The sequence below is a fragment of the Aeromonas sp. WP2-W18-CRE-05 genome (genome assembly GCF_014168615.1).
GTDB lineage: Bacteria > Pseudomonadota > Gammaproteobacteria > Enterobacterales > Aeromonadaceae > Aeromonas > Aeromonas caviae.
The window spans coordinates 1,735,646-1,757,233 of record NZ_AP021917.1; the positions used below are offsets into that span (position 1 = coordinate 1,735,646).

The 21,588-nt window shown below is 61.9% G+C and carries 17 protein-coding genes and 1 riboswitch; of the genes, 10 read left to right on the top strand and 7 right to left on the bottom strand.

Features of this window, described 5'->3' with window-relative positions:
- The first annotated feature begins 81 nt into the window (after window positions 1-81).
- Window positions 82-251, top strand: a riboswitch (M-box (ykoK) riboswitch).
- Between the two features lie 123 nt (window positions 252-374).
- Entirely contained in the window at window positions 375-1,718 is a 1,344-nt protein-coding gene (gene mgtE / locus H7R73_RS08355) for a magnesium transporter (RefSeq protein ID WP_182951634.1), read from the top strand.
- 58 nt (window positions 1,719-1,776) lie between these two features.
- On the opposite strand, the gene ppx is transcribed toward mgtE, so the two are convergent.
- The 3 genes from ppx to H7R73_RS08370 all read right to left on the bottom strand — a co-directional run bounded on the left by ppx (window position 1,777) and on the right by H7R73_RS08370 (window position 5,915).
- Window positions 1,777-3,267: an exopolyphosphatase gene (gene ppx / locus H7R73_RS08360; RefSeq protein WP_182951635.1), complete on the bottom strand. Its 1,491-nt coding sequence runs from the start codon at window positions 3,265-3,267 to the stop codon at window positions 1,777-1,779.
- Entirely contained in the window at window positions 3,257-5,326 is a 2,070-nt protein-coding gene (gene ppk1, locus H7R73_RS08365; RefSeq protein ID WP_039040240.1) for a polyphosphate kinase 1, read from the bottom strand. The genes ppx and ppk1 overlap by 11 nt, the downstream gene beginning before the upstream one ends.
- Before the next feature lie 76 nt (window positions 5,327-5,402).
- Window positions 5,403-5,915: a glycine cleavage system protein R gene (locus tag H7R73_RS08370; protein WP_010675281.1), complete on the bottom strand. Its 513-nt coding sequence runs from the start codon at window positions 5,913-5,915 to the stop codon at window positions 5,403-5,405.
- A 258-nt stretch (window positions 5,916-6,173) separates the two neighbouring features.
- Between H7R73_RS08370 and H7R73_RS08375 the strand changes: the two genes are divergently transcribed.
- The 5 genes from H7R73_RS08375 to H7R73_RS08395 all read left to right on the top strand — a co-directional run bounded on the left by H7R73_RS08375 (window position 6,174) and on the right by H7R73_RS08395 (window position 12,085).
- A complete protein-coding gene (locus H7R73_RS08375) occupies window positions 6,174-7,013 on the top strand; it encodes a DUF2726 domain-containing protein (RefSeq protein ID WP_182951636.1) in 840 nt (279 codons plus the stop codon).
- Between the two features lie 239 nt (window positions 7,014-7,252).
- Window positions 7,253-8,671: a sigma-54 dependent transcriptional regulator gene (locus H7R73_RS08380; RefSeq protein WP_182951732.1), complete on the top strand. Its 1,419-nt coding sequence runs from the start codon at window positions 7,253-7,255 to the stop codon at window positions 8,669-8,671.
- 105 nt (window positions 8,672-8,776) lie between these two features.
- Window positions 8,777-9,811, top strand: coding sequence for a sensor histidine kinase (locus tag H7R73_RS08385; RefSeq protein WP_010675278.1), 1,035 nt, complete (start codon window positions 8,777-8,779; stop codon window positions 9,809-9,811).
- A 70-nt stretch (window positions 9,812-9,881) separates the two neighbouring features.
- Entirely contained in the window at window positions 9,882-11,216 is a 1,335-nt protein-coding gene (locus H7R73_RS08390; RefSeq protein ID WP_010675277.1) for a sigma-54-dependent transcriptional regulator, read from the top strand.
- A gap of 107 nt (window positions 11,217-11,323) precedes the next feature.
- Window positions 11,324-12,085 carry a Nif3-like dinuclear metal center hexameric protein gene (locus H7R73_RS08395; RefSeq protein WP_010675276.1) on the top strand — a complete coding sequence of 254 codons (762 nt, stop codon included), beginning with the start codon at window positions 11,324-11,326 and terminating at the stop codon, window positions 12,083-12,085.
- A gap of 114 nt (window positions 12,086-12,199) precedes the next feature.
- Here H7R73_RS08395 and purN read toward each other — a convergent pair whose 3' ends face one another.
- Window positions 12,200-12,838, bottom strand: coding sequence for a phosphoribosylglycinamide formyltransferase (purN, locus tag H7R73_RS08400; protein ID WP_010675275.1), 639 nt, complete (start codon window positions 12,836-12,838; stop codon window positions 12,200-12,202).
- Window positions 12,839-12,870: 32 nt separating this feature from the next.
- Window positions 12,871-13,908 (bottom strand): phosphoribosylformylglycinamidine cyclo-ligase, encoded by a 1,038-nt coding sequence (gene purM, locus H7R73_RS08405; protein ID WP_010675274.1) that lies wholly within the window; start codon window positions 13,906-13,908, stop codon window positions 12,871-12,873.
- 176 nt (window positions 13,909-14,084) lie between these two features.
- On the opposite strand from purM, the gene upp reads away from it, so the two are divergent.
- The 4 genes from upp to H7R73_RS08425 all read left to right on the top strand — a co-directional run bounded on the left by upp (window position 14,085) and on the right by H7R73_RS08425 (window position 17,741).
- The gene (upp, locus tag H7R73_RS08410; protein WP_005302745.1) at window positions 14,085-14,711 is read left to right on the top strand and encodes a uracil phosphoribosyltransferase; all 627 of its coding nucleotides are present in this window, start codon (window positions 14,085-14,087) and stop codon (window positions 14,709-14,711) included.
- Window positions 14,712-14,852: 141 nt separating this feature from the next.
- The gene (locus tag H7R73_RS08415; protein ID WP_104454387.1) at window positions 14,853-15,881 is read left to right on the top strand and encodes a DUF2066 domain-containing protein; all 1,029 of its coding nucleotides are present in this window, start codon (window positions 14,853-14,855) and stop codon (window positions 15,879-15,881) included.
- 102 nt (window positions 15,882-15,983) lie between these two features.
- Window positions 15,984-16,685: a DnaA inactivator Hda gene (hda, locus tag H7R73_RS08420; protein WP_010675272.1), complete on the top strand. Its 702-nt coding sequence runs from the start codon at window positions 15,984-15,986 to the stop codon at window positions 16,683-16,685.
- 93 nt (window positions 16,686-16,778) lie between these two features.
- A complete protein-coding gene (locus tag H7R73_RS08425; protein ID WP_182951637.1) occupies window positions 16,779-17,741 on the top strand; it encodes an IS1595 family transposase in 963 nt (320 codons plus the stop codon).
- A gap of 190 nt (window positions 17,742-17,931) precedes the next feature.
- Here the strand turns inward: H7R73_RS08425 and aceA are convergent, their stop codons facing one another.
- The gene (aceA, locus tag H7R73_RS08430) at window positions 17,932-19,245 is read right to left on the bottom strand and encodes an isocitrate lyase (RefSeq protein ID WP_182951638.1); all 1,314 of its coding nucleotides are present in this window, start codon (window positions 19,243-19,245) and stop codon (window positions 17,932-17,934) included.
- 69 nt (window positions 19,246-19,314) lie between these two features.
- Window positions 19,315-20,922, bottom strand: a complete 1,608-nt coding sequence (gene aceB, locus H7R73_RS08435; protein WP_182951639.1) for a malate synthase A — start codon at window positions 20,920-20,922, stop codon at window positions 19,315-19,317.
- Window positions 20,923-21,588: the final 666 nt, after the last annotated feature.

Here is a 21,588-nt window from a genome sequence, read left to right on the forward strand (position 1 = left end):
CCAGGGGCCCGTTTGCCTTGACTCGACCTGCGCCTGGGCAGATGATGCCGCCCGCACGGTAGCGCCGTGCAATCAATGTTCGCAGCATCTCGTTAGGCGAGGCTCCTGCATAAACACAGGCCACTGATCTCACGACGTCCAGAGACGCCCAAGATCAGGACAGTTTTCATCGGATTAAGGTGTCAACCCAAGTGGCTTCCGGCATGCCGGATACGTTATGCAGTGCTAAAGCTGGTACGTGGGGATGAAAACACGCCGGACGGCGTCATTTCCTGCCTGTTACTCGTCAATCAAATTGCTGTTTTCTTGCCGTTGCATCCGGCCAGGTGCCGGAGGCGTTCAGGTTCGCCTGAAATCACATGAGGACATCTGTGATGAAGAAAACACACACCCTGCTCAATCGTCATCAACTGCTCGACCCGGTTGCCCTGCGCAACTGGCTGGCGCACAACCTGGATCCGGTGGCCCGTGCCGATCAGCTTCTGACCCTGCGCCCGGAAGAGCTCAACTGCATCTTCGATACCCTCTCCATGCCGGAAGGGGCGTCCTTGCTCGCCTCCCTCCCGGCGGAGTGTGCCGGCCATCTGCTGCTCAGGCTGCATGGCAGCATCGTGGGGATACTGCAGGGCACCCTGGCCCGTCGGGACCTGCTGGCCATCCTGCGCAGGCTCGACGAGCACGATCGCAAGACTCTGCTCGCCCGGCTGCCAGACCCCACCCGCAAAGCCTTCCAGTCCCTGCTGGCCTGGCCGAACGAGTCGGTGGGGGCCAACATGCGCCACGAATACCTGGCAGTGGAGGCCAATGCGACGGTGGAAAGCGCCAAGCAGCTGATCCACGGGGCCTGGGATCAGGCCAGGCTGTTCGGTCATCTCTATGTGGTTGACGGCGAGCAGCGCCTGCTTGGCAGCGTCTCCCTCAAGTCGTTGCTGATCGCAGATCCTCTGCTGCCGGTAGGGGAGCTGATGGAGGGGGAGGCGGTGCGTATCAACGCCCGGGCGGATCAGGAGCTGGCGGCCCGCCTGCTCATTGACCGTGACCTCTCGCTCCTGCCGGTGGAAGATCAGGGGCGTCTGGTGGGGGTCTTCCACGTGGACGATGCCGCCGACATCCTGGAGCTGGAGTCCACCGAGGATGCGGAGCTGCAAGGAGGCTCCTCGCCGCTGGATACCCCCTATCTGCAGGCCACCCCCTGGCAGTTGTGGCGCAAGCGGGTGGGCTGGTTGCTGATCCTGTTCGTGGCGGAAGCCTACACAGGCACCGTGCTGCGGGCGTTTGAAGAGCAGCTGGAGGCGGCCATCGCCCTGGCCTTCTTCATCCCGCTCCTCATCGGCACCGGTGGCAACAGCGGTACCCAGATCACCACCACCATAGTGCGCGCCATGGCGGTGGGGGAGGTGAGCCTGAAAAACCTCGGCACCGTGCTGAAGAAGGAGATCTCCACCGGTCTGCTCATCTCGGCCGCCATCGCGCTGGCGGCCTGGGTGCGGGCCTGGAGCCTGGGAGTGGGGCCCGAGATCGGCATGGTGGTGACCCTGACCATCGTCGCCATCGTGCTCTGGAGCGCCACCGTCGCCTCGGTGATCCCCATGGTGCTGCGTCGCTTTCGCATCGACCCGGCGGTGGTCTCCGCCCCCTTCATCGCCACCCTGGTGGACGGTACCGGCCTCATCATCTACTTCGAGATAGCCAAGCTGATCCTGCCGGATCTGCAGTAGGAAAGGACAAGAGACAAAAAAGGCAGCCATCGGCTGCCTTTTTGCACAGAGGGGCGGATCACCCGAGCTGGAACAGCAGGGGCCAGCCCTGCTCGTGGCAGTAGCGGTGCTCCTTTTCCAGGTTCTGCATCAGCAACTTGTTCTCGTCGCACCAGTCCAGGGGCAGGGTGACCACCAGCTGATCCCCGGCGGCCTGCACGTTCCACTCGGGCAGCAGGTTGTCCTGACGCCTGTGGTGGGCCGCCACCGCGAGGCGCAGGATGCGGATGCAGCGCAGCACCGTCTGCTCGTCGTGGTTGGGCAGGGCGGGCAGCTCGGAGAGCTTGAGCCCCTTGCGATGAAAGCGCACCAGGGCCGCCAGCAGGGCCTGATCGTCCTGGTTGAAGCCGGGCAGGTCGGTGTTTTGCAAGATGTAGGCGGAGTGTTTGTGGATGCCGCTGTAGTTGATGGCAAGGCCGATCTCGTGCAGCCGCGCCGCCCAGCCGAGGATGGCGCGATAGGGCTCTTCCGGCATCTCCCAGGGGCCGCTCAGGACGTCGAACAGGGAGAGGACGCTGCGTTCTACCCGGGTGGCCTGGCGCTTGTCGATGCGATAGTGGGTGCTGAGCGCAAGCGCGGTACGTTCGCGAATGTCGTGATGCTGCAGGCGCTCCTCGAACTCGTAGAGCAACCCTTCGCGCAGGGCGCCGTCGGAGTACTCCATCCGCTCGATGGGCAGGGAGGTGAAGAGCCCGAGCAGGATGGCCACCGCGGCGGCGAACACCCCCTGACGCTCCTCGGTGAGGCCCGCCAGTTTGAGCTGATCGACCCGCTTGTGCTTGAGCATCTCTTCCTTCAGCCGCTCCAGTCCCGCCAGGGTGATGGCACCATCGGTCCACTCTTCCCCCTGCAACACGTCGCGCACGGTGCGGATGGAGCCCGAGCTGCCGAGGCAGCTCTGCCAGCCCAGCTTGCGGTACTGGTTGATGATGGGGGCGAGCTGGTGCTGGGCTTCCAACACGGCGGCGTTGAAGGCCTTCTCGCCGAGCTTGCCGTTGCCAAAGAAGCTCTGGGTGAAGCTCACGCAGCCCATCTTGCGGCTGGTGAGCGCCTTGTGCTCAAACCCTTCGCCAATGATGAGCTCGGTGCTGCCGCCGCCGATGTCCACCACCAGCACCTGGCCCTCGATGTGCTGGGTATGAGCGACCCCCTGATAGATGAGGCGGGCCTCTTCCTGGCCGCTGATGATCTCGATGGGGTGGTTGAGCACCTTGGCCGCCTCGCGCACGAAGTCGCGGGCGTTGCTGGCGCGGCGCAATGTGTAGGTGCCGGCGATGCGGATCTGATCCGGCTTGATGTTGGTGAGCCGCTCGGCGAACAGGGCGAGGCAGTCCAGCCCGCGCGCCATGGCCTCCTGGGACATGCGGCGCTGCTCATCCATCCCTTCGGCGAGGCGCACTCGCTCCTTGATGCGATCGATGATCTGCATCCGCCCCTCGGTGAGGCGGGCAATGACCATGTGGAAGCTGTTCGAGCCCAGATCGACAGCGGCGTACAGACTATTGTCCATGGTTTGACTCTATGCGTTTGAGGTAGTCGTAAATCGCCACCTGGGAACGGACCTTGCGGCGGTTGCCCCGCTTCACGTACTCGTTCTTCTGGTCGGCATCGATCACCCGCGCCTTGCAGGTATCACTCAGTTGTAGCTCGAGAATGTCGAGGATGCGCTGCTTGAGCCGCTCGTCATAGATGGGGGTGCCCACCTCGATGCGACCGTCGATGTTGCGGCTCATCCAGTCGGCACTGGAGATATAGAGCTGGGGATTGCCCTTGTTGTGGAACACCATCACCCGGGGATGTTCGAGGAAACGGTCGATGATGCTGATGACCCGGATGTTGTCGCTCAGACCCGGCACCCCCGGGCGCAGGGCGCACATGCCCCGGATGATCATCTGGATGGGCACCCCGGCCTGGCCGGCGGCATAGAGCCGGTTGATGAGGTCTCTGTCCACTAGGTTGTTGATCTTGAGGGTGATACCGCTGGGTTGCCCCGCCTTGGCGTTGGTCAGCTCGTTGTCGATGAGGCGATAGAGCTGGCGGCGGCTGTTGATGGGGGAGACCAGCAGGTGGTTGAACTTGTAGCGCCGATAGGGGTACTCGATGTACTCGAACACGCTCTCCACCTCGGCGGTGATGTCCGGATGGCGGGTCAGCAGGGAGAAGTCGGTGTAGATCTTGGCGGTCTTCTCGTTGAAGTTGCCGGTCCCGATATGGGCGTAGCGCACCGCCTCGCCGTTCTCGTGGCGGGTGATGAGGCAGAGCTTGGAGTGGATCTTGAGGCTGGGCACCCCGAACACCACCTTGACGCCTGCGTCGGTCAGGATGTTGGCCCAGTCGATGTTGGCCGCCTCGTCGAAGCGGGCGCGCAGCTCCACCACCACGGTCACCTTCTTGCCGTTGTTGGCGGCGTCGATGAGGGAGTGGATGATCCGCGACTTCTTGGCCACCCGGTAGATGTTGATGCGAATGGCGCTGACCGCCGGATCGAAGGCCGCCTGGCGCACCAGCTCGGTGAAGTGGTGGAACTTGTGGTACGGGTAGTAGAGCAGGATGTCCTGCTTGGCGATGGCGTCGAAGGCGTTGACGAAGCCGTCAAAGTCGCGGCAATCGAGGGCCGGCAGCTTGGGGTTTTCCAGATAATCCCGGCCCACATTGGGGAAGCCGATGAAATCCTTGAAGTTGTGGTAGCGCCCACCGGGCATGATGGCGTCGTAGGAGCTGATCTGCAGCTTGAGCTTCAAGAAGCTTATCATGGCCGCCGGCATTTCCCGCTCGTAAACGAAGCGCACCGGCATGGCGGTGAGGCGCTGTTTCAAGCCGTCACTCATCTTGTCCACCAGGCTGAGGTCCAGCTGGTCGGAGAGGTCATATTCGGCATCCCGGGTCAGCTTGACCGCGTAGGCGGCAATCTCGTCGTAGTCGAAGAAGCCCTTGAAGATCTCGTCCAGACAGAAGCGGATGACGTTGTCCAGGATGATGATCTGCTTCTTGCGACGGGTGCCCTCCGGCGGTAGCTGGAAGAAGCGGGGCAGATCGTCGGTGGGCACTTCCACCAGGGCGTACTGGATCACCTGGCCGTTCTTCTTCATCTCGATGGCGAGATAGGTGTGCTCGTCTTTCAGGAACTTGACCGGGTTGACCTCCTTGTTGAGGAGGATGGGGATGATGTGGCGCAGCACCTTTTCCCGAAAGAAGATCCGCAGCCACTGCTGGATGGACTCGGAGAGCTGGCTTTCGTTCACCAGGAAGATGTTGTGGCGGGCCAGCGCGATCAGCAGCTCCTTGTAGGTGTTGTCGAACGCCTCGCCGAGCGCCATCACCTTCTGCTGGATGGCGCGCAGCAGCACCTTGGCCTCGTCGTCGCCGCCGTGGACTTCGTTGATGAGGATGCGGCGCTTGACGTCCGACACCCGTACCTTGAAGAACTCGTCCTGATTGGAGGAGAAAATCCCGAGGAAGCGGACCCGCTCGATGAGGGGTACCGTCTTGTCCATCGCCTCTTGCAACACCCGTTCATTGAATGAGAGCCAGCTAAGCTCTTTCTCTTCATACTGCTTGTCGGTGCTCATCTGGTGCCTCTTTGCTCTGGTTGCGTCTGCGCGGAAGTTATGGCGTCAAACCATGACAAATTTATGACAGGCGACACTATTCGCTCAGATCCTGATCGATGTCGACGACGAGGTCGTCGGAGAGGGACTCCAGGGCCGTGACGAGATCGTCCAGTTCGAGCTGCGGCGGCAGGGCCACCAGGGCGTGGGCATAGAAGAGGGGGGCGCCTGAGTGGGGCGCAGGTTCGCAACCTGTGGTGAGGTCGGCGACGTTGATGTTGAGTTGGCGCAGGATGCTGGCCACTTCGTGGACGATGCCCGGTCTGTCGTTGCCGGTGACGCTCAGCATCACCTGATGGGCCGGTTGCGGGCTGAGCTGCCCTTCGGCGAAGCTCACGGTGAGGCCAGGCAGCATCACCAGGGCCTCGCACAGGCTACGGTAATGCTCGTCAGGCACGGCGACGTGCAAAATGCCGGCAAATTGCCCCGCCAGCTCGCTCATGGAGCTGGCCAGCCAGTTGCCCTGCTGCCGGGTGATGGTATCGGCCAGGCTCTCGACGATCCCGGGTTTGTCTGCGCCGATCACGGTGACGACCAATTGCTTTTGCATCCTGCTCTCCTTGAATGGGGCTGCGTGGGGTCCGTTGACGCCTGGCGGTGACGGGGTGCGCGCCAGAACGTCCATGGGCTCTAGCATTGTGCCTGCTGTGACAGGCCATATGAAGCCCGCCTTGCGCAAATTCAGTGAAAAAACGCGAATGCCGGGACGGGCTTGATTTCTGCGCTGCCTGAGTCGCTTTCCCCGTGGTAGAGTGTGCCCCTTCCTCTGGTGTGAACTGAATTTGTCTTGTAAACGGGATGTGCGTGTATGAATAGCCTTGTCGTATCGGGAGCCGTGTTGCTGGGGTTGCTCCTGCTGGTGATCGTCTGGCGCAGGGAGAAAGGGGGCAAGGCCGAGCCCTATGATCTGCAGGAAACCTTGATGAGCCCAGCGGAGCGCACCTTCTTCGGGGTGCTGGACCAGGCGGTGGGGGACAAGGCCCGTGTCTTTGCCAAGGTACGAGCCTCCTATGTACTGACGCCCGAGGCGCACCTTGGCAAGGGCAAGCGCCAGCAGGCGCTCGGCAAGATAGGGGAGAAGCACTTCGATTTTCTGCTCTGCCACCCGGCGGATCTCTCTTTCCTGTGTGCCGTGGAGCTGGATGACGAGGGGCACCGCCACCAGAAGCGCAAGGCGCGGGATCTCTTCCTGAAGGCGGCCTGCGATGGCGCCGGTCTGCCGCTGTTGCAGATCCCGGCCAGCAGCCACTATCAGGTCGACGAGTTGCGGGAGCAACTGCTGCCCCTGCTGGCGAGAACGACGGCGCCGGTGGATGACCTGCTGCCCGGCGAGCGCCGCGAACCGACCTTCAGCCCGCTGCTGCTCGATGGTGTCGATCTGGGCACGTCACACCCGGGGGCTGCCAGGGAGCCACAGGTGCCGCCCCCCCAGGCCGAAGAGGCAATGCCCGTGTTGATGGAGGAGAATCCCTTCCTCGATCCGGATGAGGAGGAGCCCCGGGAGACGATCCCCCATTGCCCCCGCTGTGCCGCGCCCCTGGTGGCACGGGAAGCACGAAAGGGTCCCCACGCCGGTCGCCTGTTCCTCGCCTGCAGCCGGTTTCCCGAGTGCCGCTATGCCGCTCCCCAGGAGAGCGTGAAACACTGATCCCTCCTCTGACGCCGCATCCTGTCGGCGTCATTCTTTCCCCTTCGCTGGTTTTCATCCGATACTCAATCTGGCTGGAAGCGTGATCCCCGTCCCGCCAGGGTCCGGGAGGATGCGACAAGTTTTGACAATCCGCCAGAATTTTGGCACTTTGTCCCCCTTATGACACAGTGCGAAATTGGTTTTAATAAGCACTTAAAAAACAATAACTTGGCGTCAGGTGTGAAAATATGGATAGGATGGCTATGGGTGTGCTGCTTGTTGATGCCGATGATGTGCGGCGCCAGCAACTGGGGACTGTGCTCTCCTTCATGGGGATCCCTTGGCAGGATGTGGTGGAGAGCGATCTCGATGTGGCCATCGAGACTGCCGGGCCCCTGCAGGGAATTCTGGCCGGGGAACTGCGCGAGCGCGCCCTGAGTGAGCTGCTTGCCGCCCATCCTCGTCTGCCCTTCCTCTCCCTGATGCCGGCGAGCCATGGCTGCAGCAACTTCATCGGGGTGGCCGAGGCGCCCTTTACCTATGAGTCCCTCACCCGTCATCTGCACTTCTGCCAGGCCTTCATCTCCCTGCATCCCCGTCATCAGACCCACGACAAGGGTCAGACCCTGCTGCGCCTGCTGGTGGGCAAGGGGAGGGGCATTCAGGAGGTGCGCCGTCTCATCGGCCAGGTGGCCGAGACCGACGCCAACGTACTGATCCTCGGTGAGTCCGGGACCGGCAAGGAGGTGGTGGCTCGCGCCATCCACGAGCTGTCCGCCCGAAGCGCGGGCCCCTTCGTGCCCATCAACTGCGGCGCCATTCCGGCTGAACTGCTCGAGAGCGAGCTGTTCGGTCACGAGAAGGGGGCCTTCACCGGTGCCATTGCCGCCCGGCGCGGCCGCTTCGAACTGGCCCAGGGGGGCACCCTCTTCCTCGACGAAATCGGCGACATGCCGCTGCCGATGCAGGTCAAGTTGCTGCGGGTGCTGCAGGAGCGCCAGTTCGACCGGGTCGGGGGCGGCAAGGCCGTCCAGGCTGATGTGAGGGTGATAGCGGCGACCCACCGGGATCTGGAAGCCATGATCCGCACCCAGGCATTTCGCGAAGATCTCTACTACCGCCTCAATGTGTTCCCCATCGAGACGCCCCCCCTGCGGGATCGGGCCGACGACATCCCGCTGCTGCTGCAGGAGCTGCTCAATCGCCATGCCGAACAGCACAAGGGGATCATCCGTCTGACCCAGCGCGCCATGGAGTCCCTGATGCAGTACGCCTGGCCCGGCAACGTGCGCGAGCTGTCCAACCTCATCGAGCGCCTGCTCATCCTCTATCCGAACCAGATCGTCGATGTGGCGGATCTGCCCGGCCGCTATCGCCTGCTGCCCTGCGAGCCACGAGATGAACGGCTCACCGAGATGGACGAGCGGGACGCCCTGGCTGCCGTGTTCCAGTCCCCACCAGAGCTGGATCCCGGCATCGCCATGCCCCTGCCCATGCAGTTGCCTCAAGAGGGGGTCAACCTCAAGGAGATGCTGGCCGACCTCGAGGTGGAGCTGATCCGCCAGGCCCTGGAGTCCCAGGACGGGGTGGTGGCCCGCGCCGCCGACCTGCTCAGCATGCGCCGCACCACCCTGGTGGAGAAGATGAAGAAGTACGGCATGAGCAAGGACAATTGAGGTCAATGCTTTGACGCATTGACCCAATGCATTGATAAATAACGTCTATTTTGCTGGCATGGAAATTGAATAAGCTGACTCAATCGCCAGTTTGAGGTCAGCTTTATGACAATCTTGCAGCAGGATGCCCCCCTCCAGTCACATGAAGTGAGTCAGCTTTACGCCATCTTCACGGCGCTGCCGACCGGCGTGCTGCTGCTCGATGGCGAGGGGCTGATCACCCGCGCAAACCCTGCCGCCCTGGCGCTGCTGGGAGAGCCACTGGAAGGCCTTTCCTGGCGCCAGATCATCGCCCGCTGCTTCGAACCCCGTGAGGATGACGGTCACGAGATCTCCTTGCGCGACGGCCGCCGGGTCCAGCTGTCGACCCAGCCGCTGCCGGATCAGCCCGGCCAACTGGTGTTCATTACCGACTTGACCGAGACCCGCCAGTTGCAGGACAGGGTCAACCACATGAAGCGCCTCTCCGCCCTTGGCAACATGGCGGCTTCCCTGGCGCACCAGATCCGCACCCCGCTCTCCGCCGCCATGCTCTATGCGGCCAACCTGGCCAACCGCACCCTCAAGCCTGAATCCCGCAGCCAGTTCCAGCAAAAATTGATGGCGCGCCTGCAGGATCTCGAGAAGCAGATCAACGACATCCTGCTGTTTGCCCGCAATGGCGACAACCAGGTGGTGGCGCCCCTCTCGGTGCAGGGCCTGCTGGCGGAAGTGCAGGCGGGGGCCGAAGCCTTCTGCCAGCAGCAGGGCTGCGCCTTGCATCTGGAGGCCCCTGAGCCCGATCTCTGTCTGCTTGCCAACAGCAGTGCCCTGGCGGGGGCCATCAACAACCTCATCGCCAACGCCCGGCAGGCCGGCGCCGATTCGCTCCTGGTGAGCGCTGTGCGCAGCGGCAACCGGGTGGAGATGCGGGTCATCGACAACGGCAAGGGGATGGCCCCCTCCCTGCTCAACCAGATCTTCGAACCCTTCTTTACCACCCGATCCCAAGGCACGGGCCTCGGTCTTGCGGTGGTGCAGTCGGTGGTACGAGCCCATCAGGGGGAGGTAAGCGTGGCCTCGGTCCCTGGCGAGGGCACCTGTTTTACCCTGTCCTTCCCCCTGCATCAGCAACAGGTTCAGTTGGGGGGCGTGGCATGAGGCGCGCAAAAGCCGGAGCGCCGGTGAAGATGATTCTCGACAAGGCCATGTTGGTTGTAGGAGGTGTGGCATGACCCAGGCTCGCATTCTGGTGGTGGAAGATGACAACGGCCTGCGCGAGGCGCTGGTGGATACCCTGCTGCTCGGTGGCTATGAGTGCCGCGAGGTGGACAGCGGCGAGCGGGCCCTGCTTGCCCTGTCCCGTCAGCGCTTTGACATGGTGATCTCCGACATCCAGATGGGGGGCATGGATGGTCTGACCCTGCTCGCCAACATCCGCCAGCAATATCCCCAGGTGCCTGTGCTCCTGATGACTGCCTACGCCAACATCGACGGGGCGGTGCGCGCCATGCGCGAGGGGGCGATCGACTATCTGGCCAAGCCCTTCTCCCCCGAGGTGCTGCTCAACCAGGTCAGCCGTTATGTGCCGGCCCAGAAGGTGGAGAAGCGTGCCGTAGTGTACGGGGACCCCAGGACTGCGGAGCTGTTCCAGCTGGCGACCCGGGTGGCCAGAAGCGAAGCCACCGTCATGGTGACCGGACCGAGCGGGACGGGCAAGGAAGTGCTGGCTCGCTACATTCACGACCACTCCAGCCGGGCAGAGCAGGCCTTCGTCGCCATCAACTGCGCCGCCATTCCGGAGAACATGCTGGAAGCGACTCTGTTTGGCTACGAGAAGGGCGCCTTCACCGGTGCGGTGCAGGGGTGCCCTGGCAAGTTCGAGCAGGCTCAGGGAGGAACCCTGCTGCTCGACGAGATCACCGAGATGGATCTGGGGCTGCAGGCCAAGCTGCTGCGGGTCTTGCAGGAGAAAGAGGTGGAGCGGCTCGGCAGCCGCAAAATGATCCCCCTCGATGTGCGGGTCATTGCCACCAGCAACCGGGATCTGAAAAAAGCGGTGCAGGACGGGCTGTTCCGCGAAGATCTCTACTACCGCCTCAACGTCTTCCCCCTGCGCTGGACGGCGCTCTGGGAACGCCCGGGTGACATTCTTCCCCTGGCGGAGCATCTGCTGGCGCTGCATGCCAGCCAGATGGGGCTGCCGACGCCGCAGCTCGCAGAGGACGCCCGAGAGCGTCTGATGGCTCACCCCTGGCCCGGCAACGTGCGCGAGCTCGACAACGTGGTGCAGCGCGCCCTGATCCTCTGTCCAGACGGCCTCATCGACTGTGAGCACCTGATCCTGGAGGAGACGGACGAGACCCTGGTGCGCCCGCTCGAGCGGCTGTCAGGGGAGGGGCTCGGTGGCGAACTCAAGCAGCAGGAGCACCAGATCATTCTGGACACCCTGCAGGAGTGCAACGGCAGTCGCAAAGCGGTGGCCGACAAGCTCGGCATCAGCCCGCGCACCCTGCGCTACAAGCTGGCCCAGATGCGTGACGCCGGCATCGAGCTGCCCGCCTAGGCCTGACAGGCGCATGGCCTTGCCGGTCCGGCTCGATTATCATGGGCCCTGACGATCGGAATCCGGCTCCCCGCACAGTACGTGGGGAGCCCAGCTAGGAGACCCCCATGATCTCTCATCGTAAACTGGAAAGCCTGCTCAACCACCTGCTCGAACCCCATGCCATCAAAGATTACTGCCCCAACGGCCTGCAGGTGGAGGGGCGCGAGCGCATTCGCAAGGTGGTGACCGGCGTCACCGCCAGCCAGGCCCTCATCGATGCCGCCGTGGCCGCCGATGCTGACGCCATCCTGGTTCATCACGGCTACTTCTGGAGCGGCGAGCCGGCCCAGATCACCGGCATGAAGCAGCGTCGTCTCAAGACCCTCTTGACCCACGACATCAACCTGTTTGCCTACCACCTGCCGCTGGACGTGCACCCCGAGGTGGGGAACAACGCCCAGCTTGCCAGGCTGCTCGGCATCAAGGTGCGTCGCGGTCTCGAACCCTGGAACAGCAAGAGCGTGGCCATGGTGGGCAAGCTGGAGGAGCCCATGAGCGGCAGCGATTTTGCCAAGCTGATTGCCGAGCGTCTCGGTCGCGAGCCGCTTCATTGTGGTGACAGTGGTCCCGAGCTCATCCGCTCCGTGGCCTGGTGCACCGGCGGTGGCCAGAGCTACATCAGCCAGGCGGCGGAGCAGGGCATCGATGCCTTCATCTCCGGCGAAGCCTCCGAGCAGACCATCCACACTGCCCGCGAGATGGGCATGCACTTCTACGCCGCAGGCCATCACGCCACCGAGCGCTACGGCGTCAAGGCGCTGGGAGAGTGGCTCGCCACCGTGCACGGGCTGGAGGTGACCTTTATCGATATCGACAATCCGGTGTAGGGCCGATTAGCCGCGCAGCGGCGTCATCGGACGTGATGACAGCCATTGCGCTGGTCGATAGAAATGACAAGGGAGGCCTGAGCCTCCCTTGTGGTGTCTTACTGCTGCTCGCGGTTACTCGCTGGCATAGCCTGCCAGGCCAAGCTGCTTGCCATCGAGGCAGGCAGACCCTTCTCGCATCTGCAAGCGCCCTTCGCAGAACCACTGCACCACCAGGGGGTAGATGCTGTGCTCCTGCACCTGGACCCGGGCGGCGACCTCGTCTGCACTGTCCCCTTCGAAGATGGGGACCCGTGCCTGGAGGATAACCGGGCCGCCGTCGAGCTCTTCGGTGACGAAGTGGACGCTGGCGCCGTGTTCGTCATCACCGGCCTCGATGGCGCGCTGGTGGGTGTGCAGACCCTGGTATTTCGGCAGCAACGAGGGGTGGATGTTGATCATCCTCCCCGCGAAGTGGCGCACGAGGTCGGCGCTCAGGATCCGCATAAAGCCGGCCAGCACCACCAGATCCGGCTGATAATCCGCCATCAGGGCCAGCAGGGCGGCATCATACTCCTCCCGGCTGGCGAACTGCTGCTGGGCCAGGATGGCGGTTGCCACCCCGGCTTCCCTGGCACGCACCAGGCCATAGGCATCAGCCTTGTTGCTGATGACGCCGACCACCTGACCGGCAATCTTGCCGCCGGCACAGCCATCGAGGATGGCCTGCAGGTTGCTGCCGCTGCCTGAGATGAGGACGAGGATGCGTTTCATAGGGGAGGTCATCTGGCCGTTGATCCGATCATTCATTGAATGATGACCTGCTCCTCACCATCGGCCGCCTTGGCGATGTGGCCGATGTGCCAGGCGTTCTCGCCTTCGGCCTTGAGCAGGGCCAGTGCCTTGTCCAGCTGATCCGCCGGCAGGGCGATGATCATGCCGACGCCGCAGTTGAAGGTGCGATACATCTCGTGGCGGGTGACGTTGCCTGCCTGTTGCAGCCAGCTGAACACCGCCGGCCACTGCCAGCTCTGCTCGTCGATGACCGCCTGGGTGTTGGCGGGCAGCACGCGCGGGATGTTCTCCCAGAAGCCGCCGCCGGTGATGTGGGACAGGGCGTGGATCTCGCACTCCTTGATGAGCTTGAGCACGGGCTTCACGTAGATGCGGGTCGGCTCCAGCAGGGCGTTGGCCAGGGTGGTATCACCCAGCGGCTGCTGCACGTCGGCCTTGGAGACTTCCAGGATCTTGCGAATGAGGGAGAAGCCGTTGGAGTGGGGACCGCTGGCGGCCAGGGCGATCAGGGCATCCCCTTCGCCAACCTTGCTGCCGTCGATGATCTCGCTCTTTTCCACCACGCCGACACAGAAACCGGCGATGTCGTAATCTTCCCCTTCATACATGCCAGGCATTTCGGCAGTTTCACCGCCGACCAGGGCACAGCCGGACTGTTCGCAGCCGGCGCCGATGCCGGTGACCACGGCAGCGGCAGTGTCCACGTCCAGTTTGCCGGTGGCATAGTAGTCGAGGAAGAAGAGGGGCTCGGCGCCCTGCACGATGAGGTCATTGACGCACATGGCGACCAAGTCGATCCCCACGGTGTCGTGCTTCTTCAGGTCGATGGCCAGACGCAGCTTGGTGCCCACCCCGTCGGTACCGGAGACCAGTACCGGTTCCTTGTAGCCAGCAGGGATTTGACACAGGGCCCCAAAGCCGCCAAGACCACCAAGGACTTCAGGACGACGAGTGCGTTTTGACACGCCCTTGATACGTTCAACCAGTGCATTGCCGGCATCGATATCTACGCCAGCATCCTTGTAGCTCAGTGAGGTTTTGTCAGTCACGCGTATTCCCCGTCATATAAAGAAGTGGAGGGTAAAATTCGGGGCGTATTCTACCAGCGGGCACGAAAAACCAGAAAGAAAATCGTTTGCGCGTTTTTGAATCGAAAAGCTCTACAAGCCGTGGCTTTTGTTGTATGATTCCGCGATTTTTTTGGCGCCGGTTAGAGGAGATAATAATGAAAGTCGTTGAAGTCAAACACCCCCTGGTCAAGCACAAGATCGGCCTGATGCGCGAAGGCGACATCAGCACCAAGCGTTTCCGTGAACTGGCCAAGGAAGTGGGCAGTTTGTTGACCTACGAAGCGACCTCTGACTTCGAAACCGAAAAAGTGACCATCGATGGCTGGAACGGCCCTGTGGAAGTCGACCAGATCAAGGGCAAGAAGGTCACCGTCGTGCCCATCTTGCGCGCCGGTCTTGGCATGATGGATGGCGTGCTGGAGCACATGCCGAGCGCCCGCGTCAGCGTGGTCGGTATCTATCGCGATGAAGAGACCCTGCAGCCTGTCCCCTACTTCGAGAAGATCGTCAGCAACATCGAAGAGCGTCTGGCCCTGGTCATCGACCCCATGCTGGCCACCGGCGGCTCCATGATCGCCACCATCGATCTGCTCAAGAAGAAAGGTTGCCAGTCCATCAAGGTGCTGGTGCTGGTTGCCGCGCCGGAAGGCATCAAGGCGCTGGAAGCCGCTCACCCGGACGTGGAGCTGTTCTGTGCCTCCATCGACCAGGGGCTGAACGAGAAGGGCTATATCGTCCCGGGCTTGGGTGATGCCGGCGACAAGATCTTCGGCACCAAGTAAGCATCACCCCATCGCCGCGCCCAAGGCGCGCAAACGGAGCCGGCATCCTGCCGGCTCCGCTGTTTCTCCCCCCCTTTGCTTGCTGCCATGCGCGCCTTGCCGCTACCATAAGCACCATCCCCCATTTCGAGAATCTTCTTTATGCTGAAACGCTTAGCGACTCTCCTCTGCTGCTGTCTGCCTCTCGTGGTGTCGGCCGCCCAGGTAACCGACCTCTATCAGGGCAAGGCTCCCACCAGTGGCGACATGACGGCCGCCCAGTCCCAGGCGCTGGGGGATGTGCTCGTCAAGGTGACGGGCAAGCGCGATATCCTCACCCAGCCGGATGTGGTGAAGGCCCTGGCGGCGCCGGCGGATTACGTGCAGCAATACAGCTATCAGGACATCGGCTCGGTCAAGTTTCTCAAGGCGGATTTCAATGTGGCCAAGGTGAACGCCCTGGTCGGCCAGAGCAAGTTTGCCCTGCTTGGCCCGGTGCGGCCGCAGGTCGCCATCTGGCTGGTGGTCGACGAAGGGGAGCGGCGCATTCTGCCGGATCAGTCCGGCGATGGCTGGTCCGAGGCGCTGCGTGCCCAGACCCAGGCCATGGGGCTGCCGGTCAGTCTCCCGCTGATGGACTTGGATGACAACATGGCGGTCAATGCCACCGATGTCTGGGGCCGCTTTGCCGATCCCGTGCTCAAGGCGAGCCAGCGTTACGGCGCTGAAATGGTGGTGCTCGGCAAACTCACCCCGGAGGGGGAGGCCTGGAGCATCGATTGGGGTCTTTATGGGGCCAAGCCGGGGGCGCAGGCAGGAGAGCTGACCGAGCTGACCAAGGGCTCGGGTTCAGGTACCCAGGCCGAGGTGGCAAAGGGCTTTGCCGATGCCCTGGCCGGTTGGTTGGTGCAGCAGTACGGTACCCGTCTCTCCGGTGTCGCCTCCAGCCAGACCCTGGTGGTGGAGGGGCTGTCCGATATCGATGGCATGATCCAGATCCAGAAGCTGCTGCAGGGGATGGCCAGTGTCACCAAGGTGGCCATCGGCAAGCTGGAAGGGGACAAGGTGACCTTCAACCTCTCGCTGCAGGGGGACAAGGCCGAGCTGGTGAGGGGGTTGCAACTGGAGAGCCGCCTGCATCAGGTGGAAGACAACGAGAGCGGCCTGCGCTATCAATGGTCGCAGCCCTGATCCCGGGGAAGGATCCTGACCGCCCGGCATGGTCCGGGCGGTTCTCTATCTGCCCCGCTGGTGATACACTTGCCCGCAAATATCACAGTCAAAGCCCAACGAGTGAAGCAACCGGCCCAACTGTCTTTAGCCGTACAACTACCGGATGATGAAACCTTCGTCAGTTTTTATCCCGGCAACAACGCCCATCTGATCACCGCCCTCAAGAATGCGGCCATCGGTCAGGGCTCGCCCTTCCTCTATTTCTGGGGAGCCAAGGGGTCGGGCCGCTCCCATCTGCTCCATGCCACCTGCGCCGAGGTCAACGCCCGCGACGCGGCGGCGGCCTATCTCTCCCTCGATCAGTTCGAACAGCTTGACCCCAGCATGCTCGATGCTTTGGAGAGCCTGCCCCTGGTCTGTCTCGACAGCCTGGAGGCGATCGCTGGCAACGCCCTGTGGGAGCGGGCCCTGTTCGACTTCTACAATCGCTGGAAGGAGAAGGGGGAGGGGACGCTCATCGTTACCGGCTGCAGCGCGCCACGCAAGCTGGGGCTGCAACTGCCGGATCTCGCGTCCCGTCTCGACTGGGGAGTGAGCTTCCACCTTGACGAGCTGGACGACGAGGGCAAACTCAGCGCCCTGCAACTGCGCGCCGAGCTGCGGGGTTTCAAGCTGCCCATCGACGTGGGCCGTTTCCTGCTCAACCGCCTCTCCCGCGACATGCGCACCCTGCTTGCCACCCTCAATCGTCTCGACAACGCCTCCTTCCGTGCCAAGCGCAAGCTGACCATCCCCTTTGTCAAAGAGATACTCGAGCTCTGAAAACCTATCCCATTAGGCTATCTTATGGCGCTGTCCCAATTATGTGTTGGAAGGCTAATCTGGAAGTAGGTCATCACCGCGAGGACCTTCATCATGGATACGCCAGCCTTCCAACACCTGTTGTCCCTCTTTCCATTACTTACTCTGCGTCAGCGCCGTGTCGCTCAGCATGAGCTCGCCGCTCCACACCCGATTACGTCCCTCCATGCCCAGTTACCCACATGCTGCGGCTGTCCCCACTGCCAGGCGGATGCCACCCAGCTGGCCCCCTGGGGCTGGAGCCGTGGGCTGCGTCGTTACCGTTGTAAGCAGTGTCGGCGAACCAGCTCCCTCCTCACCAAGACGCCTTTGGCCAGATTACGTAAGGCTGAGCATTGGGAGGACTACGCCCAGGCTCTCATCGACGGGCTCACTGTCCGCCAGGCCGCCGTCCGCTGCGGTGTTTGCAAGAACACCGCCTTCTTGTGGCGTCACCGCTTCCTGAAGGCGATGGCAAGCCACCAGGCAACACGGGAAGAAGGCATTGTGGAAGTGGATGAAACCTTCTTCCTCGAATCGTTCAAGGGGCAGCGAGGGTTGCCTCGTCCGGCAAGACATCGTGGCGGGAAAGGGCGTACCCGGGGGACCGGGCGGGATTACATCCCGGTGATGGTGGTGCAGGACAGGGCGGGCCATCAAGCCGACTTTCAGCTGGAAAGGCTGAATGCGCAGACGGTGAAAGCGGTGTTGCAGCCACTCATCGCGCCCGATGCAGTGCTCTGCAGTGATGGTGCAGGGGTGTATGCCAGTTTCAGCCAAGCGCGGGGCATAACACATCAGGTGGTGTACAACCGTCGAGGTGAGCGAGTCATTGGGGCATACCACATCCAGCATGTGAACGGATATCACCGGCGGTTGAAGGAGTGGATGGAACGATTCCATGGAGTCGCAACCCACTACCTGAGGAATTATCTGGGCTGGCGCAGGATGCTGGAACGTTACGGCAGGGAGGTAAATACCAAGATGTGTTTGCATGAGGCGCTAGGGCACCCGATGCAACACGTAATTGGGACATAGCCTATCTTATTCGCCATTTTGAACCTGGGCAGTGCTCGAAATCCTCACGTACTACAGTACGCTCCGGTTTCTGCGCGCTGTCCGTGTTCAAACTGCCTTCAACGATTACGCCTACTGGGATAGGTTCTAAGCCCCATAACGACAAACCCCGGGACTTGGCCGGGGTTTGTTTGCGAGCATTACACAGCTATCAGTGGAACTGATCTTCTTCGGTGGAGCCGGTCAGGGCGGTGACCGAGGACTGGCCGCCCTGGATGACGGTGGTGACCTTGTCGAAGTAGCCGGTCCCCACTTCCTGCTGGTGTGCCACGAAGGTGTAGCCCCGCTCGGCAGCGGCGAACTCGGGCTGCTGCACCATCTCGACATAGTGCTTCATCCCCTCGCCACGGGCGTACTGGTAGGCCAGCTCGTACATGTGGAACCACATGTTGTGGATACCCGCCAGGGTGATGAACTGGTACTTGTAGCCCATGTCGGAGAGCTCCTGCTGGAAGCGGGCGATGGTGGTATCGTCCAGGTTCTTCTTCCAGTTGAAGCTCGGGGAGCAGTTGTAGGCCAGGATCTTGTCCGGGTACTGGGCCTTGATGGCCTCGGCAAATTTGCGCGCCTCGTCCAGATCGGGCTTGGCGGTTTCGCACCACACCATGTCGGCATAAGGGGCATAGGCCAGGCCGCGGGAGATGGCCTGCTCGATACCAGCCTGCACCTTGTAGAAGCCCTCGCTGGTGCGCTCACCGGTCAGGAAGCCGGCATCGTAGGGGTCGGCATCCGTGGTCAGCAGATCCGCTGCGTTGGCGTCGGTGCGGGCGATCACCAGGGTGGTGGTGCCGCAGACGTCGGCTGCCAGACGGGCTGCGATGAGCTTTTGCACCGCTTCCTGGCTCGGGACCAGTACCTTGCCGCCCATATGGCCGCACTTTTTCACGGACGCGAGCTGATCTTCGAAGTGCACGCCGGCGGCGCCCGCTTCAATCATCCCCTTCATCAGCTCGAAGGCGTTCAGCACGCCGCCGAAACCGGCTTCCGCATCCGCTACTATGGGCAGAAAGTAGTCGATGAAGCCCTTGTCCTCTGGTCCAACCTTGTTGGCCCACTGGATCTGGTCGGCCCGGGCGAAGGAGTTGTTGATGCGCTCCACCACGGAGGGGACGGAGTTGGCCGGGTAGAGGGACTGATCCGGGTACATGGTGGAGGAGAGGTTGTTGTCCGCCGCCACCTGCCAGCCGGAGAGATAGATGGCTTCGATGCCGGCCTTGGCCTGTTGCACCGCTTGGCCGCCGGTCAGGGCGCCGAGGCAGTTTACATAGCCTTTCTTGGCGCCGCCGTGGATCAGCTCCCACAGTTTGTCGGCGCCGCGTTGGGCCAGAGTGTGTGCCGGCTGCAGGCTGCCACGCAGGTTCACCACGTCCTCGGCGCTGTAGCCGCGCTTGATCCCTTTCCAGCGGGGGTTTTCTGCCCAGTCTTTCTCGATAGCCTGGATCTGTTGCTCACGGGTCAGTGCCATATCAGTTCCCTCTTTCATTGATTTCACGTTTCCATTGACTTGTTATGGGGGCCGTTACCGGCCCGGGTCTCACAGCCGCTCGTAGCCGGGCAGCGTCAGAAAATCGATGAGTGTGTCGGCGCAGGTGATCTCGTCCATCAGGGCGCTTGCCTCGGCGAAACGGCCAGATTGCCAGCGGGCCTCGCCCACTTCGCCTCTGACCACCTCCTGCTCCTCGGCCAGCATCTGGCGGAACAGCGCCTTGGTCACTGCCTGACCGTTGGAGAGGGTCTTGCCGTGGCGGATCCACTGCCAGATGGAGGTGCGGGAGATCTCGGCGGTGGCGGCATCTTCCATCAGGCCGTAGATGGGCACGCAGCCATTGCCGTTGATCCAGGCTTCCAGGTATTGCAGGGCGACGCGGATATTGGTGCGCATGCCCGCCTCGGTGCGATCACCCTCACAGGGGGCCAGCAGGTCGGCGGCCGTGATGGGGGCATCCTGCTCGCGCAGCACGCTGATCTGGTTCTGGGCACCCGCCGGAATGGTGGCGTTGAACACCGCCATGGCGGTATCGGCCAGACCGGGGTGGGCGACCCAGGTGCCATCGTGGCCGTTGTCGGCCTCGCGCTGCTTGTCCGCGTGCACCTTGGCAAACACCTGTTCGTTGACTGCCGCGTCCTTGGCCGGAATAAAGGCGGCCATGCCCCCCATCGCCAGCGCGCCGCGTTTGTGGCAGGTCTTGATAAGGAGTCGCGAGTAGGCAGAGAGGAACGGCTTGTCCATGGTCACCACCTGACGATCCGGCAGGACGCGATCGGAGTGATTCTTCAAGGTCTTGATATAGCTGAAGATGTAATCCCAGCGGCCGCAGTTGAGGGCGACGATGTGATCCTTCATCTGATAGAGCAGCTCGTCCATCTCGAATACCGCCGGCAGGGTTTCGATGAGCACGGTGGCCTTGATGGTGCCGCGGGGCAGACCGAATTTGTCCTCGGTCCAGGCGAATACCTCGCTCCACCAGCGCCCTTCCAGATGGCTCTGCAGCTTGGGTACGTAGAAGTAGGGACCGGAGCCCTTGGCCAGCAACGCCTTGTGGTTGTGCAGGAAATAGAGGGCGAAGTCGAACAGGCCGCCGGGAATGGGGGCTCCATCAAAGGTGACGTGCTTCTCCGGCAGATGCAGACCGCGCACCCGGCAGATGAGCACGGCCGGGTTGGGATTCAGGGTATAGGCCTTCCCCTCCGGGCTCTGGTAGGCAATGGTGCCGTTGACCGCATCGCGCAGGTTGATCTGGCCCTCGATCACCTTGTTCCAGGCCGGGGCCAGGGAGTCCTCGAAGTCGGCCATGAAGACCTTGACGTTGGCGTTGAGGGCATTGATCACCATTTTGCGCTCGACCGGGCCGGTGATCTCCACACGGCGGTCCTGCAGATCGGCGGGAATGCCGCGCACCGTCCAGTCACCATCGCGAATATGGGCGGTCTCTGGCAGGAAGTCCGGCAACTCGCCGCCATCGATACGGGCCTGGCGTGCGACTCGCTGCTTCAGCAGCTCGTTGCGTTGGGGAGCGAAACGTTCCACCAGTTCGGACACCAGGGCCACCGCATCCGGCGTCAGGATCTGCGCGTAATCGGGAAGCATCTCGCCTTGAATGCGCAGGCGGGTGCTGCTGATGGTCTGGGCCGGTGCCGACATAGTGGGTACTCCTCCAAAAGTTACATTTTGAATTTATTAACTACGACTAACGTCTATATCCCTTTCTTTCAAACTCCCCATAACAGCGGGGTAACACGATTCATAAGGTGCAAAAGAATGGCGGATTCGTCAACTTGATTTTTAAAACAGGTGTTTTTTGATGATAGTTAAGATGCTGTTTTAAATGGATTTATGTGATTGGTGCAAAAGCTCTTTGCAGATGGTTATGCTCTTGGGTTGCCGGGGCGGCAGGGGGGAGAATTTCGGTAGAGGGGATGGGTTAAAAATGTAATTAATTACGTAATAAAATTACAAATGCAAAAACAAATCCCGACATTACTCCAAGCTTTGCAAAAACAGCTGTATGAAATGCCTTCGTTCAATCCAGCCTGCATGGGGGCTATGAAGTAACCGGGTAGTGAACTGGCGTTTAAAACTAAAATGTCAAATTGAGTCAAAATGGCGAAGGCGAACAGGAGGGAGGGAAATGACGAGCAATAACGTAGGTTTGTATCAAGGCGTGTCCATGAAGGAGAGGGAGGTTGGAACGCAGTAGATGGTCAATTAAACTGATTTTTGAAGAAAAACTAGCATTTTGTCGTTATTTGCGGTGGCGGTCTGTTGGCCTGGGTCAAGGGCGGTGCCGGACAGCAAAACCGGCGTCTT